The 15,501-nt window shown below is 60.8% G+C and carries 16 protein-coding genes, 1 tRNA gene and 1 pseudogene; 4 read left to right on the forward strand and 14 right to left on the reverse strand.

Annotated features, from left to right (window positions below; all coding sequences use genetic code 11):
* Positions 1 to 12: 12 nt before the first annotated feature.
* The 14 genes and pseudogenes from P0N66_RS04375 to P0N66_RS04440 all read right to left on the reverse strand — a co-directional run bounded on the left by P0N66_RS04375 (position 13) and on the right by P0N66_RS04440 (position 12,411).
* Entirely contained in the window at positions 13 to 1,191 is a 1,179-nt protein-coding gene (locus P0N66_RS04375; RefSeq protein WP_275802778.1) for a phosphoglycerate kinase, read from the reverse strand.
* A gap of 24 nt (positions 1,192 to 1,215) precedes the next feature.
* Positions 1,216 to 1,800, reverse strand: a complete 585-nt coding sequence (gene rimI / locus P0N66_RS04380; protein WP_275802779.1) for a ribosomal protein S18-alanine N-acetyltransferase — start codon at positions 1,798 to 1,800, stop codon at positions 1,216 to 1,218.
* A gap of 103 nt (positions 1,801 to 1,903) precedes the next feature.
* Positions 1,904 to 3,112, reverse strand: coding sequence for a type I glyceraldehyde-3-phosphate dehydrogenase (locus P0N66_RS04385; RefSeq protein ID WP_275802780.1), 1,209 nt, complete (start codon positions 3,110 to 3,112; stop codon positions 1,904 to 1,906).
* A 308-nt stretch (positions 3,113 to 3,420) separates the two neighbouring features.
* Positions 3,421 to 3,690 (reverse strand): annotated as a pseudogene (locus P0N66_RS04390) (Fic family protein); the annotation flags it as partial.
* 75 nt (positions 3,691 to 3,765) lie between these two features.
* Positions 3,766 to 4,383: a LysE family translocator gene (locus P0N66_RS04395; RefSeq protein ID WP_275802782.1), complete on the reverse strand. Its 618-nt coding sequence runs from the start codon at positions 4,381 to 4,383 to the stop codon at positions 3,766 to 3,768.
* Positions 4,384 to 4,490: 107 nt separating this feature from the next.
* Complete coding sequence (locus tag P0N66_RS04400) at positions 4,491 to 4,721, reverse strand: NUDIX hydrolase (protein WP_275802783.1); 231 nt, start codon at positions 4,719 to 4,721, stop codon at positions 4,491 to 4,493.
* Between the two features lie 45 nt (positions 4,722 to 4,766).
* Entirely contained in the window at positions 4,767 to 5,549 is a 783-nt protein-coding gene (locus P0N66_RS04405; protein WP_275802784.1) for an HNH endonuclease, read from the reverse strand.
* 385 nt (positions 5,550 to 5,934) lie between these two features.
* Positions 5,935 to 6,921, reverse strand: coding sequence for an HNH endonuclease (locus P0N66_RS04410; RefSeq protein ID WP_275802785.1), 987 nt, complete (start codon positions 6,919 to 6,921; stop codon positions 5,935 to 5,937).
* Between the two features lie 138 nt (positions 6,922 to 7,059).
* Positions 7,060 to 7,683, reverse strand: coding sequence for a class I SAM-dependent methyltransferase (locus P0N66_RS04415; RefSeq protein WP_275802786.1), 624 nt, complete (start codon positions 7,681 to 7,683; stop codon positions 7,060 to 7,062).
* A 55-nt stretch (positions 7,684 to 7,738) separates the two neighbouring features.
* Positions 7,739 to 8,662: a Fic family protein gene (locus P0N66_RS04420; RefSeq protein WP_275802787.1), complete on the reverse strand. Its 924-nt coding sequence runs from the start codon at positions 8,660 to 8,662 to the stop codon at positions 7,739 to 7,741.
* Positions 8,581 to 8,994, reverse strand: coding sequence for a hypothetical protein (locus tag P0N66_RS04425; RefSeq protein WP_275802788.1), 414 nt, complete (start codon positions 8,992 to 8,994; stop codon positions 8,581 to 8,583). The genes P0N66_RS04420 and P0N66_RS04425 overlap by 82 nt, the downstream gene beginning before the upstream one ends.
* A 197-nt stretch (positions 8,995 to 9,191) precedes the next feature.
* Positions 9,192 to 9,854, reverse strand: coding sequence for a TVP38/TMEM64 family protein (locus tag P0N66_RS04430; RefSeq protein WP_275802789.1), 663 nt, complete (start codon positions 9,852 to 9,854; stop codon positions 9,192 to 9,194).
* Between the two features lie 9 nt (positions 9,855 to 9,863).
* Positions 9,864 to 10,835, reverse strand: a complete 972-nt coding sequence (locus P0N66_RS04435) for a radical SAM protein (RefSeq protein WP_275802790.1) — start codon at positions 10,833 to 10,835, stop codon at positions 9,864 to 9,866.
* The gene (locus tag P0N66_RS04440) at positions 10,819 to 12,411 is read right to left on the reverse strand and encodes a DNA recombination protein RmuC (RefSeq protein WP_275802791.1); all 1,593 of its coding nucleotides are present in this window, start codon (positions 12,409 to 12,411) and stop codon (positions 10,819 to 10,821) included. The genes P0N66_RS04435 and P0N66_RS04440 overlap by 17 nt, the downstream gene beginning before the upstream one ends.
* A gap of 428 nt (positions 12,412 to 12,839) precedes the next feature.
* On the opposite strand from P0N66_RS04440, the gene P0N66_RS04445 reads away from it, so the two are divergent.
* The 4 genes from P0N66_RS04445 to P0N66_RS04460 all read left to right on the forward strand — a co-directional run bounded on the left by P0N66_RS04445 (position 12,840) and on the right by P0N66_RS04460 (position 15,486).
* Positions 12,840 to 13,499 carry a nitrite/sulfite reductase domain-containing protein gene (locus tag P0N66_RS04445; protein WP_275802792.1) on the forward strand — a complete coding sequence of 220 codons (660 nt, stop codon included), beginning with the start codon at positions 12,840 to 12,842 and terminating at the stop codon, positions 13,497 to 13,499.
* 63 nt (positions 13,500 to 13,562) lie between these two features.
* Positions 13,563 to 13,639, forward strand: a tRNA-Ile gene (locus tag P0N66_RS04450).
* Positions 13,640 to 13,861: 222 nt separating this feature from the next.
* Positions 13,862 to 14,692: a Nif3-like dinuclear metal center hexameric protein gene (locus P0N66_RS04455; RefSeq protein ID WP_275802793.1), complete on the forward strand. Its 831-nt coding sequence runs from the start codon at positions 13,862 to 13,864 to the stop codon at positions 14,690 to 14,692.
* Positions 14,693 to 14,760: 68 nt separating this feature from the next.
* Positions 14,761 to 15,486: a zinc ribbon domain-containing protein gene (locus P0N66_RS04460; RefSeq protein ID WP_275802794.1), complete on the forward strand. Its 726-nt coding sequence runs from the start codon at positions 14,761 to 14,763 to the stop codon at positions 15,484 to 15,486.
* Positions 15,487 to 15,501 lie beyond the last annotated feature (15 nt).

The raw sequence follows: 15,501 nt of genomic DNA on the forward strand, positions 1-15,501 counted from the left end.
CTTGCGAAGTCATCAATCTTCCAAGGCTTGAACACCGGGCAATTTTTTGCCTTCCATCAGCATCAGGAAGGCGCCACCGCCGGTGGAGACGTAGGAAATGCTGTCCACCTCGCCGGCCCGGTGGATGGCCACGTCGGTATCTCCGCCGCCGACGATGGTCAGGGCGTGGGAGCGGACCAGGGCCTGGACCATGGCCATGGTGCCGCGGGCGAAGGCGTCCACTTCAAAGACCCCCATGGGGCCATTCCAGATGATGGTCTTGGCGTCGTCCAGGGCCTCGGTGAAAAGCATGGTGGTGGCCGGGCCGATATCGAGGGCCATCCATTCAGCGGGGATCTCCTGGCAGGTGACCCGCTTGGTTTCGGCCTTGGCATCAATCTCCTGGGCGACAATGCAGTCCACCGGCAGGTAGAGCTTGATCCCCTTGGCTTTGGCCTTGGCCAGCAGTTCCCGGGCAGTGTCCAGCAGGTCTTCTTCCACCCTGGAACGGCCCACCTCCAGGCCCTGGCTTTTGAGAAAGGTGTTGGCCATGGCGCCGCCGATGATCATCTTGTCCACCCGGTCCAGCATGTTGGTCAGGGCCCCCAGCTTGCTGGAAACCTTGGCCCCGCCGATGATGGCCACTAGGGGGCGGGCCGGCTCGCCCACCGAACGGTGGAAGTAATCCATTTCCTTTTGCAGCAGAAAACCCGCCGCCGCCTCCTTGGTAAAGCGAGGCACCCCCACCACCGAGGCGTGGGCCCGGTGCGCCACGGCAAAGGCGTCGTTGATGTAGACATCGGCCAGATCGGCCAGGCGGCGGGAGAAATCATCATCGTTGGCCTGCTCTTCGGAGTGGAAGCGCAGGTTTTCCAGCAGCAGCACCTCGCCGGGCTTGAGCTCGGCGGCCAATTTTTCCACCTCGGGCCCCACGCAGTCCGGGGCCAGCTTAACCTCCTTGGCAATCAGTCGGGAGAGCCGTTTGGCCGCCGGGGCCAGGCTGAACTCCGGCTTGGGCTGACCCTTGGGGCGACCCATGTGGGAGCAGATGATGACGGCGGCGTTTTCATCCAGGGCGTGGTTCAGGGTGGGCAACACCGAACGGATACGGATATCGTCGGTGATGTTGCCCTGCTCATCCAGGGGCACGTTGAAATCCACCCGGATCAGCACCTTTTTCCCTTTCAAATCAATGTCCCTGATATTTTTCACGCGTTCCCTCCGTTTTTACACTGTTCAACTGGTGCCAGTTACGGGCCGCCGGCCTTTTGCCGCGACCGCCACCCCGTGATCGGGAACAGATTTCGAACCTGCCCCCTTACGTGTCCTCTTCCGGGCCGGCCCGATCACCGCTTTCGACGGTGCCTCGTGATCGCTTACCACCGGCCGGGCCAGCACCACCGCGTCATCCTCGGGGTCGTGGTAGTAGCCCGGCCGCAGGCCGCAGCGCACAAACCCCATGGCCCGGTACAACTCCAGGGCGGCCAGGTTGGCGGATCTGACCTCCAGGAAGCAGGAACTTACCCGCAGGCCGGGCAGCAGCCGCCACAGGTGCTTGAGCAGCCCGGTGGCCACCCGGCGCCGACGGCAATCCGGGGCCACCAGCAGGCGGAAGATCTCCGCCTCTTCACCGACGACCATGCCGGCCATATATCCTATCAGTCGGCCGCCGTCCTCATCAAGGGCTGCCAAGCGCCAGCCGCCGGCACGGGCCAGCTCGGCGGTCCACTGGCCCAGGCTCCAGCCGCCGGGCTCCCCGGCCTCCAGGGCCGCCACCGCCGACAGGTCCGCCGCCACCAGGTCTCTGATCAAAATTTTCACCGCCCACCTTCCCGGCCGCTCCGGACGGCCCTACCGCCCGCCGACCCGCTTCACTACGGATTCACTGCAGATTCGCTGCAATTTCACCGCAGGGGCCGACCGGTCAGACCATTTCTTCGGCGATGCTGACGGTGCGATCACCCAGCATGTTGGTGTAGCTGCCCAGCTCGTTGTCGTACCAGCCGTAGATCACCGCCTGGGTTACCGGCACTTCCACCTTGTCCGGAGCGCCTTCACATTTGAACTGGCCCAGGTTGACATTGATGGTGGCAGTCCGGGTATGGGTTTCCTGGCCCTCGATCACCGCCGCGGCGGCCGGGGCACCGACGATATCGCCGGACACCAGCTGCTCGTCGCTGTACATCAGGTAGCTGGTCTGCTTACCGTAGTCGCGGTACACCGAGTTGAGCAGGGCGCGATTGATGGGGTTGGCCGGGTCATCCTGAAAGTTGACCACCAGGATGATCAGCGAACCGGTGGAGGTGGGAATCCGCACCGACTCGGCGATAAAGCCGATCCGCTGCATCTCGGGCAGCACCAGGAACAGGGCCTTGGCGGCGCCGGTGGAGGTCAGCACGATGTTGTTCAGGATGCTGCGGTTCTTGCGCAGGTCGGTGGCCCCGGCGGCGGGCACCCGGTCCAGCACCGGCTGGCTGCCGGTGGCAGCATGGACGGTAACCATGGAGGCGCTGAGGAACTTGTCCGCCCCGAAGTAATCCAGCAGCGGCTTGACCATGAAGGCCAGGCAGGTGGTGGTGCAGGAGGCGGCGGAGATCAGGGCGTGGCGGGCGGGGTCGTAGTCGGTGTCGTTGATCCCCATCACCGTGGTCACTGCGTCTTCGGGCATCTCCAGGCCCTTCTGCTTGATCTTGAAGGGAGCGGAAAGCAGCACCTTCTCGGCCCCGCCCTGCAGATGGCCGCGCAGGGAGCCCCGGGGGGCGTCGGCATCGGCGGTGGGGTCGGTGAAGGCGCCGGTGGTATCCACCACCAGCCTGACGCCGTTGTCCTTCCAGGCAATTCCCTTGGGATCGCGGGACTGGCGCAGGATGGTCACCGGCACCCCGTTGACCTTCATGGTGCCCGTGCTTTCGTCCAGGTCGGTGATCACCGACAGCGGGGCCTTGCAACCGTACAGGTAGTTGGCCAGTCGGCCGTAGGTGCTGTCCCGTTCGATCACCCCGGCGATATCGGCCAGCGAGCTACCAACCTCGCGCCCCACGTTGACCACCAGCTCGGAAAAATGCTGCCGGGATACGTGGTGCCAGAGAGAGAGTTTACCGATCCGGCCAAGGCCGTTGATCCCTAACTTCATGGTTGCAAGTCTCCTTTTGATTTAACAATGACGCAATTCGAGCCGGGTTGACAAAGACGTGAATTATACGAAAGGCACCCCCGGGAGGCAAGAACAAAAACCGCCGGGGGGGGTGCATCAGTACCAGTCTTCCAGTTGCAGTTTGTTGATTTGCTGGAATTCTATTGCGATTTGGCAATCCCGACTTTCAGTTCATACAGAACAATGGTGGGCAGACCGATCTCGGATGGTGATTTCTTGAACAGCTCCGCTGCCACCTTGCCGCTGCCCTTGAAAAAACAGATCAGGGTGCCGGGGTAATTTCAGCCGTAGGCGGCCAGGGCGTTTTTCACCTCCTGCACCTCGCGGGGCGGGGCGATGACCCGCTTGCCCTCCAGAATCGCGGTGATCTGCGATTCGGTCAGAGTGTTGTCCTCGATGGCCAGCGAACCGTGAATGGTGCGGATGCGGTTGATGCGCCGCAGCCGCAAGGCTCTCGCCTGGTCGGCGAGCACGGTCAGCCGCCCGATGGCCTCGCTGATCGCGGCGACCCGGTTCAGGATCTCAGGTGTGATGGTGTAGGGTGGCTGATATTTCATGTCGCCCACCGTAACTGCGTGGGGAATTCCCCCGGCGTCTTGTCCTGGCCACGGACGCTGCTTATAACGCCTTTATTAATCAAGCATTGCCAGCACCATCCGCCCGACCAGGCCGAGCAGGACGGCACCGAACAGACGCTCCAGCCAGACCGCCCGGCTTGTGAGGCGGTCCATAAAAAATGGTATCGACAACAACCAGGCAACTGACAAGTACCAGCCGGCATCTATCACCATGGCGGTCACCGCGTAACCAAGCTTGGCCGCCATGGTAGTATCAAGCCCCACCACCTGGCTGAACAGGGCCAGAAAGAAGACGGCGATTTTGGGGTTGAAGAAAACCACCAGAAAGCCGTCGCGGGCGGCGCCGGCGGTGGTGGGCGCCTGGGCCAGCTCCGGCTGATCTGGCCGACGGCGGGCCAGCAACCCCTTAATCCCCAACCAGGCCAGAAACACCGCCCCACCCACCTGCAGCATGGTAAAAGCCGGCGGCGAGGCGGCAATAACCGCCGCCAGGCCGGCAATGCTCAGCAGGGCATACAGCCCCACCCCAAAGCCGTGGGCCAGGGCCGCCACCACCCCGTTGCGCCGCCCGCCGCTAACGGTCTGGCGCAGCACCACCGCCAGGGAAGGCCCCGGCGACATGGCCCCCAGAATACAAATGGTCACAACGGTGAGCCAGGTGGTCAGGGTCATGGGGTGTCCTTACAAGCGCCAATCGCGGCGGGAGAACGGGCCAGAAGATCGCGCAGAGATTCCATCCAGCAGGAGTTCGTAAAGGCCGAGGCTGAGCTCGGAGCAAGTCATACAGGTTCACTATGGCTTTGCTCACGGCAGTAATCGGCAATGCTCGACAAATCAGCTTCCGCGCAGTCCAGGGTTGGCAGTTCATCCGGCGGCAGCCAGCGCAGGGCCGCATGTTCATATTGCGCAATTCGCCCCCGACCAAGGCGCAGACAAAAGGGAGCAAGGCCCGCGGCAATCAGATCCGCATTGTTGAAGATGTCGCAGTTGGCCTCCTTGTTGCGGATCATTCAGTATCTGCGAGGCTTTGCAACATCTTGCACAAAGCATTGTCTTTATCTAGAATTGAACACCTCTGTGCGATGGCGGGCGATAAATTCCTTGCTCGGGAAAAAACGATCTGGCAATTCAATCGATCTGCCATGGAGTTCCGCTATGGCAAATCTCATCAAATCGTTATCGTTGTTAAGCAATTGCTTTGAGACAATGACGGTAAAATCTTCGGCCAGTGTGATCAAGCCCTTGTCAAAGGCCCGGTCATGCAACGCCGATAGACAAAGCCCGTTACTTGGGTTCAAGCGATTGGCTTTATCTTTGCTCCACGGCACTATATGACTTGCGAGAAGGAGACACGGCTCCGATAACCCTGACATACAGCAACGCCCTCGATAACTACTCAGAACGGCCCTACGAAAAAAATGCTGCTTGATCCGTTGCTCGGTAATCACCTGGCGTGTCTCACCTGTGAAGTCTTCTCGGTCAACGGTTTCATCCAAGTAGAAATTCGTGGGCCGGCGTATCCCTTTCTCCTCCTCAATCGTTACCCTCAAACGATTGCATTGCACGACAAGCCCTTCCCAATCGGCATTAAATTCCGCCCAAATCTCTCGATCCAACGATGAGGCGTTCCCTAACCCGGCACGCCCAGTTGCAGTTATTGCCGGATCAATACTCGCGAAATTGACAAGTTTCATCGCCACGGCAGATGGCGTGCGACCAATGAGTTGAGCGAGCTCCACGATTTCATGGTTTCGACTATGCAGCTTACCGAACGGGATCTGGCAATACAGATGAAAAGCCAATTTAAGTTGATCTTTGGTCCAACGATTATTGCTCATGCTTATTTTTCACCGCCTGAGAGAGCTGTTTTACCATACTGTCAATTTCTTCAGTAGAGACATTTATTGAACCAAGCTCAGCATGCAGACCTCTTTCACTCCCGCCTCTGTGCGAGGCATATCACGTTGATTTTCGTGACAATTTACGATCCATGGCAACGTATTCTGATTGTTGGCCCGCCCATCCTACCATACTCAACCTGTCAGCCAGTGTCAGGGTAACGGATTTTCCCCCGTCATCCACCTACTTTTTCCCCGCCTCTTACTCCGCCTCCGGCGCTGCCAAATCCTGCGGGTCCAGAACTGCTTTCAGTCGGGAGAAGGTTCGCATGGTTGCGGCGGCGAGCAAGTTTGGTGGGTGGTGATTTGTTCCACCAGCGCCGGGCTACAATCGCCAGTCGTGGCGGTGGGCGGCGAAGTTTTCCGTTGCCGGTTGCAGGTCCGGGTCGGCGGGTGGGATAATGGGACGGCCAGCCAGGGCGGTGAGGAAGCCGGGGGCGTTGGGGGCGGCAGCCACCCGCCCCGGCACAATGATGGCAAAAGCATCGGAAACCCCCATCATGCCATGATCGAATGCCCAATGGCAGAGCTTGCACAGGGCCAAGCCGTTGCGGATGTCATCGTTGTGGCTTTTACACCAGGGGACGATATGGGCGGCGTCAACCACCGTATACCCATCCGGGGTGATGATCCGAACTCCGCACAGAGCGCAACGATGCTCATAGGCCTTAACCACCACCCGGCGAAAACCCTGATCCCGAGCCGGCGGCTTATAGGCATCAATATCCATGGCTTCGGCGACCTGCGGCTGATGATGGTGGGCTTTGGCCAGCAAATCCAGGCTGTAATGGTAAGCTTCGGCATTGATGGCGGCCTGTTCCGCCAGGGACGCCCCGGCTTCGGGGGAAAAGCAGGAACACAGCAGAACTTCTCGCAGGGCGGACCGCCCATCCTCGGTTTGGATGATTTGGAAAAGTTCTTCATCCAATTTAGCGCCAAGGGCATAACGACGCAGATAACTAACCGAAGCGGTGTTGTTAATCCTGGACGTGGTAACGGCCTGATCTTCACGGGAAACCAGATACCAGAACGGCTCCCGATCCAGGCGGGAAAAGGGAAAGGCGATGCTACTGACCTGCCCCAAGGGCACGACCCGTCGCCAGTAATGGTTGAACAACTCGTTGAGTTCCACCAGATCGCCGGAAACATCAATGAACGGCGAGCTAATCCCACCCCTGGCCGCCAGGTCAAGTACCGCCAGCAACAGGATGGGCTTGTGCGGTGCGCGGTTTTTGGTAGCCTCACCCCAAACGCCGCCGGGAGCACGCTTGAGGCTGGTGAATTGTTGAAGGTAGGTGGCAATGTTGCTCATATATTCATAACAGCTGAACAGCAGCCCTCATCTCAAACTTTTTTCTGTCCCTGGCAACAAGAGTTTTAACCTAAGGCACCCATAACATGGTACCTACACGCTCATCACAAAGACTGCCAACCATTTTTTGCCATAAGTTCACAGCATGCCGCCGGTGATCAGCTTGTCCGGGGCGGCAGGGCGGCGGCGGACCAGGGCGTTAAGCCAGGTTTCTGTGCGGTCCGGGCGGCTGTCCGGGGTGGTCCAGTATTCCCGGTGGGTAGTGTCGGGCAGGGTGTCCAGCAGGGCGTGGAGTTCGTGTTCGCCAAGGTCGGTGAAGTGGCGGCCGTCCTTTTGCCGTTCGCCCTGCCCTTCCTTGAAGCTGACATACATCACCCCGCCGGGCTTCAGGGCCGCCCAGAGCCGGGCCAGGGCGCCGGGGATCTCCCGCCGGGGCAGGTGCAGCAGGCTGGCGCAGGCCCAGATGCCGTCGTAAGCGTCCCGTTCCCCGACCTCGGCAAAGGTGCGCACCGCCACCGGCTGGCCCAGGTGTTCCCCGGCCAACCGGGCCAGTTCCGGCGAGGCGTCGAAGGCCGCCACCTTAAAGCCCTGCTCTTTGAAGGCCAGGGCATCCCGGCCGGAGCCGCAGCCGGCATCCAGGATCAGCCCGCCGGCGGGGACCAGGGCGGTGAACCTTCGCTGCAGGGCGGCCATCTCCACCCCGGCGGTCTCTCGGAAGAAGGCGGCGGCGTGGCGGTTGTAGTAGTCGATGGTGGGGTTCATTTAAAAAAATCCGGCAAGGGGGAACGGCGTTATGGGGAGGGCCTCTTCCAGTTCTTCAATCCGGGCAAAATCCACCACCAAAAACCTTCTGGCCAAAAACCTCCTGATAGATGCCTTCGAGGCGCTGCGCCTCCTCATCGCTCAGCGCCTCGAACTCCCGTTGGCGCGCCCGGTTGGACAAGTGGCCGTCATTCTGGTTCAAGAACCGGAACAGAAGATCGACCATGCGGTCCGGCATATCGATGAAGCCGGTAACCAGTTGCCGGAACCGGTCGTAGCGGCGCAGAAAATCGGTTTCGTAAGGCAGGTCTTCTTCGACGGTCTTGCGAACGCAGGCATAAAGAAATTCGGCATGCGGCGTCGCGTCGAAGAACCGGTAAAAATCACCGGTGTCGTTGAGCACCCGGACATTGAACCGGTCGGTCGGCTCCCATTCGACCAGGGGCAATAACCGCGACGAATAGTTTTCCAGCACGCGCCGGTATTCATCGATCTGTCCCAGAATGGCGGCGGAGATCGGAAAAACGACGCCGGGCGGATTAAAGCCGCGCTGTGCCAGTACATGATGAATGAGATAGCGGTGAATGCGGCCGTTCCCGTCTTCGAAGGGATGGATATAGACGAAGCCGAAGGCGAGGATGGTGGCCGCGATCACGGGATCGAGTTGGCGGGCCGGCCCGCGATCGAAAGCGATCACGCCATCAATCAGCGCGGTCAGGTCTTCCGGCCTGGCACTGATATGACCGGGCAGCGGCATTTGCGTATCGCGTTCATGGTCGCCGACAAAGCCGTCCTCATCCCGCAGCCCCAGCTTCGTAAAACGGGCATCGCCGATAACGATCCTTTGCAGGCGCAGGAATTCTTCGAGGTCCAGCGCCTGGCGGCCGGCTTCGCCAATCACCCGTCCCCAGCGCTGAATGCGGTCCTGCGGGGCGCGCTCGCCCTCGATCGCGTAGCTGGATTTGGAATCTTTGAGCAACAGGAAGGCGGCGGTGCGTAGGTCCCTGTCGGGGTTTCGCGCACCAGCGCCTCGATGGCCGCGGCGCCGACCGTCAGGAACAGGCGCTTGAGGACGGCCAGATCAAGCCCCTCATATTTAAGGGCGAAGGTGAGATGGCCTTCAAGAGTCGGATGCGGCGCATGGCGCGGCGTCAGGATGCGCCACCCGCCTTTCTCCACCACCCGGTGACGTTCGCCAGTGGCATAGAGAGTCCGTGGCAGGGGCACGGACAAGCCGCAGGCATCGATCAGGGCGGCATAGCCGACCGGCGTTGCTTTTTCAGGAAGGCGCTTGTCCTGAAAAACGGTCACCGTCCTGAAAAACGATATCCTGTCTGATTATCCATGAAAAATGGCCATCCCACATGAATACTATTACAAAACCAGCCGTTTGGCTGAAATATCATCATGCACTATGAATATTGTACCGTCAACGGCAAAACGCATGAAATACCGTATCCAAAAGTCCGCTAAAAATCGCCTGCGGTTGTAGTAGTCGATGGTGGGGTTCATTCTGGCTCAGTTGCCTTATGGTCCCGGCTTCTCAGTCTTTTGATCAGGTGGTAGATGGCAAGCCCCGGCAGGGCCAGCAAGACCAGCACCAGGAGGGCGATGAACTGATAGGTGAAGGGAATCCGGCCCGCATACGCCAGGATGAAGGCAAAGGGGATAATGCCGATCAGGGTCGCCCAGAAATAAAGCCCGGCCCTGACCAGGCTGAAAAGCCCCAGGGCATAGCTCAGCAGATCGACGGGAATGACCATCCGCAGGAAAACGATGGCCCCGAACATCCCCTTTTCGGGAATCATTCGTTCTATTTTCTCCAGTCGTTCCAGGGAAACCACCTTCCGGACAAACCTCACGCCGACGACCCTGGCGATACCAAAAGCGATCATCGAGCCGACCAGCCAGGAAAAAATATTGAGCAGGCCGGTAATAAAACCGCCCCAGAGACTTGCGGCTATGGGAATGAGAGGGATGGTCGCCACCGGCGCCAGAACGATGGTGACCATGCTGACCAGGACGTAGATCGCCATGCCCCGGCCGTCGTCGCCGATAATCCTGGCAATGGCCTCCAGATTGTTCTGTACCAGCCATGAAGAGAACACGAAGAGTAGCGCCACCCCGACCGCCGCCAGTATTTCTTTGGTGTTTAGAACCTTACTCTGCATGGTTAAAACTTACAGCCGAAAAAGCCGCCGCATCAGCCGTTCGGCACCGCGTTCGTCCAGGCGTTTCAGGCCGGCCTGGCTGGCCAGCTCCAGGGCCTGCTGGTATTCGGCTCGGTCCAGGGGGCGGTCGATGGGTGGGAACTTATGGGCCTGGCCGGCGGGGTGGTACTGCTCCATGATGTTGGTGTAGGTGTGGGGCGAGATATCCTCGGCCAGGAAGCGGAAGATGGCCTCGCTGTCGGCCAGGCCGCCGGGCATCACCAGGTGGCGCAGCAGCAGGCCCCGGCGGGCCAGGCCCTGGCCGTCGAGCTTAAGGTCACCTACCTGGCGGTGCATTTCCTTGATCGCCTCCCGGGCGCGCTGGGGGTAATCTTCGGCCCGCAGCAGGCGTTTGGCTTCCGACGGGCGCCAGTACTTGAAATCGGCCAGGTAGATATCCACCACCCCGGCCAGCAGTTGCAGGGTGGCCAGGCTGTCGTAGGAGCCGGTGTTGTAGACCAGGGGCAGCTGCAGCCCCTGCCGGCGGGCCTCCACCAGGGCCGCCAGGATCTGGGGCACCACGTGGCTGGGGGTGACCAGGTTGATATTGACGCAGCCCTGCTCCTGCAGCTCCAGCATCATGCCGGCCAGGGCGGCGGCGTCCACCGCCATGCCGCCGTCCTGGCCGGCATGGGGATGACTGATGTCGTAGTTCTGGCAAAAGACACAGCCCAGGTTGCAGTTGCCGAAAAAGATGGTGCCGGAGCCTCCCCGCCCCACCAGGGGTTCTTCTTCGCCGAAATGGGGGCCGTAACTGGCCACCTGGGCCATGCCCCCGGTGCGGCAGAAGCCAATTTTGGCGGGCTGGCCGGCCAGGCGATCGCCCCCGCAGCGTCGGGGGCAAAGATCACAGGCACGCAGGCGTTCATGGCCGACGGCGGCCCGGCGGGCCAGTTCCGCGACGGGCAGTTGCCGGTAGGCGGGCTCAAACTTCTCGCTCATCCACCTCCACCTCCCTGTCGGCCTCCATCTCCCTGTCGACCACCCTCTCCTGGTCGGCCTCCGGTTTTGCTGCCGGCTCGGGGTTTGTCGCCACCGCCGGGGTCTCGTCGCCGGGATCGGGGGCTTCGGCGTCAAGATCTCCGGGGTCCAGATCTCCGGGGTCGATGTCTGCCGGTGGCTGCATCAGCCGGGGCTGCAGGTCCAGCGCCTCGGGGCGTTCCAGTTCCCGGTCCAGGCCCGGGTCCAGTTCCTTGAGTTTTCTGGCCGTCACCAGCACCCGGTTTTCCATCGAACCCACCGCCCTGTTGTAAGACTCCACGGCGCCGGACAGCCCCCGGCGGATCGCCTGGAAATGGCCGGCCAGCACGCACAGGCGTTGGTAAAGCTGCCTGCCTAGCTCACCGATGCGGTGAGCGTGCTCGGCGATCTTTTCCTGCCGCCAGCCGTAGGATACCGCCCGCAGCAGGGCGATCAGAGTGGTGGGGGTAGCCAGGATCACCCGCTGGTTGACCCCGAATTCGATCAGCTCCGGGTCCTGCTCCAGGGCGGCGCTGAAGAAGTTCTCCCCCGGCAGGAACAGCACCACGAACTCGGGGTTGGGCTGAAACTGCTCCCAATAGGACTTGGCCGAAAGCTGATTGAGGTGGGTGCGGATCTGGCGGGCGTGTTCGGCCAGCTTGCTCTGCCGGGTCTGCTCGTCCGGGGCCTCCAAGGCTTCCAGGTAGGCCGACAGGGCCGCCTTGGAGTCCACCACGATATTTTTGTCGTTGGGCAGGCGGATCAGCAGGTCCGGGCGCAGGCGGCTGTCGGCGGCCGCGGCCGATTCCTGCTCATAGAAGTCGCAGTAGTTGACCATGCCGGCCATCTCCACCACCCTTCGCAGCTGGATCTCGCCCCAGCGGCCCCGGGTATTGGGGGTGCGCAGGGCGCGGACCAGGTTGGCGGTCTCGCCCTGCAGCCGAGCCTGGGTGGTGGCCAGCGATTTCACCTGTTCGCTCAGCCCGGCGTAGGCCGCCGACCGCTCCTTTTCCACCTGGCGCAACTGGTCGTCCACCTTCTGCAGCGACTCCCGCAGGGGGTTGACCATCTCGGCAATGGCCCGGCGGCGCTGCTCCAGCTCGCCGCTGGCCTTCTCCTGCAGATGCCCGAAGGTGGATTTGGCCATTTCCATGAAAGACCGGCTGTTCTGCTGAAAAATCTCGCCGGACAACGCCTTGAAGGTGTCGGCCAACTCCCGCCGGGCCTCCATCAGCAGGGCCTGTTTTTCTTCAGTGACCTTGCGCTCTCCGGCCAGGCTGGTGGTCAGTTCCGCCGCCCGGGCCTGCAGGGTAGCGTTTTCCTGCTGCAGGTCGGTGATTTTGTCGTTGAGCCGGGCGATCTCGGCGCGGGCCTCCTCCAGGCGACCATCCCGACCGGCCAACCGTTCGGCCCACAGCTCCTGATCGGCCAGGCGCCGCTGCTCGGTACTTTCCCGCAGCCGCCGCCAGTGCTGGCGCCAGTACAGCCAGGCGACCAGCCCCCCGGCCAGGGTTGCGGACACAACGGCCGCCATAAAGTAGGAAATGCTGACAGACATGGGCTGCTCCACCTTGATAGTCGACTACGGGCTCCGCCAAAGAAGCAAACGTTCAACCGTTTCTTGGCCCCGGTAAACGCTTGGCCAAAGGATTTCAGGAACTCCCCCTGCAGCGGGCGGCCACGGGCCTACGCGGGTTACGACAGGCCCCGGCGGCGATCCGTACTTCAGCACTTCGAGCCGTGAGCCGGCCCTGTGGCCACTTTCGGCGACGCCCCATGGCCGTTTACGTTAACATGATCCGGGCCGGTGAGCGAGGCTGCCAGTGACATCTGCTTGACTTTTGCGGCTAAAAAAAGCAAATTGCTTTAGTCAATCATTAAACACCCGGTTGTCGGCGACCGCAGAAGACGCCAGGCAAGCGGCCAGAAAAAACAAAAATAACCAAGAATACAAATATTAAACCATTACACCACAAGGAGCAAATTATGTTGAAAGACGGTGAAAAAGGCGCGGTACTGCAGCGCGACAAGGAAAGTTACGCCATTGTCCCCCACCTGCCCCTGGGGCTGATTACCCCCGAGCAGTTGCGGCGGATTGCCGACGTGGCAGAAAAATACCAGTGCGCGGCGATCAAGGTGACCAGTGCGGCCCGGATCGCCATTGTCGGGCTCAAGGAAGGGGAGATCGACCAGGCCTGGAAAGACCTGGACATGGCCCCCGGCGCGGCGGTGGGCCTGTGCGTGCGCAGCATCAAGACCTGCCCCGGCAACACCCTGTGCCGCCTTGGCCAGCAGGACTCCATGGGCCTGGCCAAGGAACTGGACGAAAACTACCACGGCAAGGAACTGCCCGGCAAGCTGAAGCTGGGGGTTTCCGGCTGCCCCAACCAGTGCGGCGAAAGCTCGGTGAAGGATATCGGCTTTGTCGGCAAGGCCAAGGGCTGGACCATCGTGGTGGGCGGCAACGCCGCCTCCCGGCCCCGGCTGGCCGAGACCCTGATCGAAAACGTGGATGACACCCAAGCCCGGCGGATCACCGCCGCCATCATCGACTACTTTGCCCAAGAGGGCAAAAAGGGCGAACGGATGGGGCGGTTCATCGACCGGGTGGGTTTCGAGACCTTCAAGCAGCAGGTCTGCAGCTAAAAAGGTTGACAAAACTTGCGCCAGGGGATATAAGTACCGGTTTCCGTAGTTTTGGAACAACTTGGGCCTATAGCTCAGTTGGTTAGAGCCACCGGCTCATAACCGGTCGGTCCCTGGTTCGAGTCCAGGTGGGCCCACCAACTTTTTGCCAGTTTCAATACAACTAATGATAATGGGCCGCTGTAAATTTATTTCTTTTAGTCGAGCAACCAATCTTCTGCGAAAGCTTCCCGGATTCCGGGCAGCCGCTGCCGCAGAACTCAAAAAAGGTGCGATCTCTCCGGATCGGCACCTTTTTTTACGCCCAAAAGTCGGCCCGGGCGGCCCTTGCAGGGCTACCGCCATCACCGCGATCTGATTTTATGAGCAACACTTTTACCGTCAATAAACTGCTTAAACTGCTCGACTCCTTCAGCCCTTTCGCCCGAGCCGAGGAATGGGACAACGTGGGGCTGATGGTGGGCGATCCGCAGCGGGAGGTGCGCGGCATCCTCCTGGCCCTGGACCCCACCGAAGACCTGCTGGCGGAATGCCGGGCCAACCAATGTAACACCATCATCACTCATCACCCCCTGATCTTCAAGCCCCTGCCCCATCTCCGCCCGGACATGCCACCAGGACGCCTAATCTTCACCGCTATCCACCAGGAAATCAATATTATTGCCTGCCACACCAACCTGGACGTGGCCCCCGAAGGGGTTAGCGATCAGCTTGCCCGGCGCCTGGAACTTGCCAAACTGCAGGTTTTGCAGCCCACTGCCCCCCCGGCCGCCAACGGCCGCGACGGAATCGGTTTCGGCCGCCTCGGCGAGTTGGCGGAACCGGTCAGCGGCAAAGACTTCCTGGCCCGGCTGCTTGACGCCCTAGAGCTGGAAGCGGTGCCGGTGGCCGGTCCTCTGCCGGCCATGGTGCGCAAGGTGGCAGTTTGCGGCGGCAGCGGCTCGGACCTGGCCCCAGCCGCCCGCCAGGCCGGGGCGGACATCTATGTTACCGGCGAAATAAAACACGCCGTGGCCCGCTGGGCGGAAATGGAGGAGTTCTGCCTGGTGGATGCCGGCCATTATCACAGCGAAAACCATGTAATCGACGCCCTGACCGTTAGGCTGGCCCGTGAACTGGCCGCCGCCGGCCACGATCTGCCGGTAATGCACAGTCGCCGCCAGCAAAGCCCCTTCAGGCTACACAAAAAATAAATATTTTAGATAGTTAAAGGTAAATAAAAAGCCCCACACTAACCAGGAACCACACGAGAGGCGACAATTTGAAAGACGAAATTGCTCAACTGAAAGCCCTGCAGGCCATCGACTTGGAAATCTCCGCCCTGGAAGAACAACTGGCGGCGGTGGATTCCGAACTGGACCAACGGCGGCAGACCATCAGCGATTACCAGCAGGAAGGTGAACAGCTCCGGGAAAAACAAAGCGCCTTGCAGCAGCGCAAGCAGGAACTGGAAACCAGCCTGGAGGAGGATCTGGAAAAGATCCGCGACCGCCAGGCCAAAATGATGAATATTCAGACCAACCGCGAGTACCAGAGCCTGCTCAAGGAGTCCGACGACGCCAAGAAGGCCAACAAGGAGCGGGAGGATGAACTGCTGCGGATCGCCGAGGAGCTGGAGGAGATCGAGAAAAAGATTACAGAGCTCGACAATCTCCGCTCCGGCGAGGAAAAGCTACTGAAGGAAGACACCAAAAAGGCCGAAAAGCGGCACATTGAGCTGACCGGCAGCAAAGAAAAAATTATTAAAAAGCGCAACACCAAGGTCAAAAACGTGCCGCCGGCCATGCTCAAAAAATATGATACCCTGCGGGAGCGGCGCAACGGCCTGGCCCTGGCCGGGGTGGAAGCCGGAGTCTGCCGGGGCTGCTTCATGAACATTCCGCCCCAACTTTACAACGACCTGCTCAAGGAAGAGCAGTTGCTGCTCTGCCCCACCTGCAACCGCATCATGTTTCCCCAGGCCGCCGAGGAAACGGAAAAGGCGTAGCGAGGGACTATCGCC

The sequence above is a fragment of the Desulfurivibrio dismutans genome (genome assembly GCF_029210385.1).
GTDB lineage: Bacteria > Desulfobacterota > Desulfobulbia > Desulfobulbales > Desulfurivibrionaceae > Desulfurivibrio > Desulfurivibrio dismutans.

Coding starts and splice junctions, on each gene's coding strand:
- P0N66_RS04385 (WP_275802780.1), bottom strand. CDS start 3,112: ATGAAGTTAGGGATCAACGGCCTTGGCCGGATCGGTAAACTCTCTCTC.
- P0N66_RS04395 (WP_275802782.1), bottom strand. CDS start 4,383: ATGACCCTGACCACCTGGCTCACCGTTGTGACCATTTGTATTCTGGGG.
- P0N66_RS04400 (WP_275802783.1), bottom strand. CDS start 4,721: ATGATCCGCAACAAGGAGGCCAACTGCGACATCTTCAACAATGCGGAT.
- P0N66_RS04405 (WP_275802784.1), bottom strand. CDS start 5,549: ATGAGCAATAATCGTTGGACCAAAGATCAACTTAAATTGGCTTTTCAT.
- P0N66_RS04410 (WP_275802785.1), bottom strand. CDS start 6,921: ATGAGCAACATTGCCACCTACCTTCAACAATTCACCAGCCTCAAGCGT.
- P0N66_RS04415 (WP_275802786.1), bottom strand. CDS start 7,683: ATGAACCCCACCATCGACTACTACAACCGCCACGCCGCCGCCTTCTTC.
- P0N66_RS04430 (WP_275802789.1), bottom strand. CDS start 9,854: ATGCAGAGTAAGGTTCTAAACACCAAAGAAATACTGGCGGCGGTCGGG.
- P0N66_RS04435 (WP_275802790.1), bottom strand. CDS start 10,835: ATGAGCGAGAAGTTTGAGCCCGCCTACCGGCAACTGCCCGTCGCGGAA.
- P0N66_RS04440 (WP_275802791.1), bottom strand. CDS start 12,411: ATGTCTGTCAGCATTTCCTACTTTATGGCGGCCGTTGTGTCCGCAACC.
- P0N66_RS04445 (WP_275802792.1), top strand. CDS start 12,840: ATGTTGAAAGACGGTGAAAAAGGCGCGGTACTGCAGCGCGACAAGGAA.
- P0N66_RS04455 (WP_275802793.1), top strand. CDS start 13,862: ATGAGCAACACTTTTACCGTCAATAAACTGCTTAAACTGCTCGACTCC.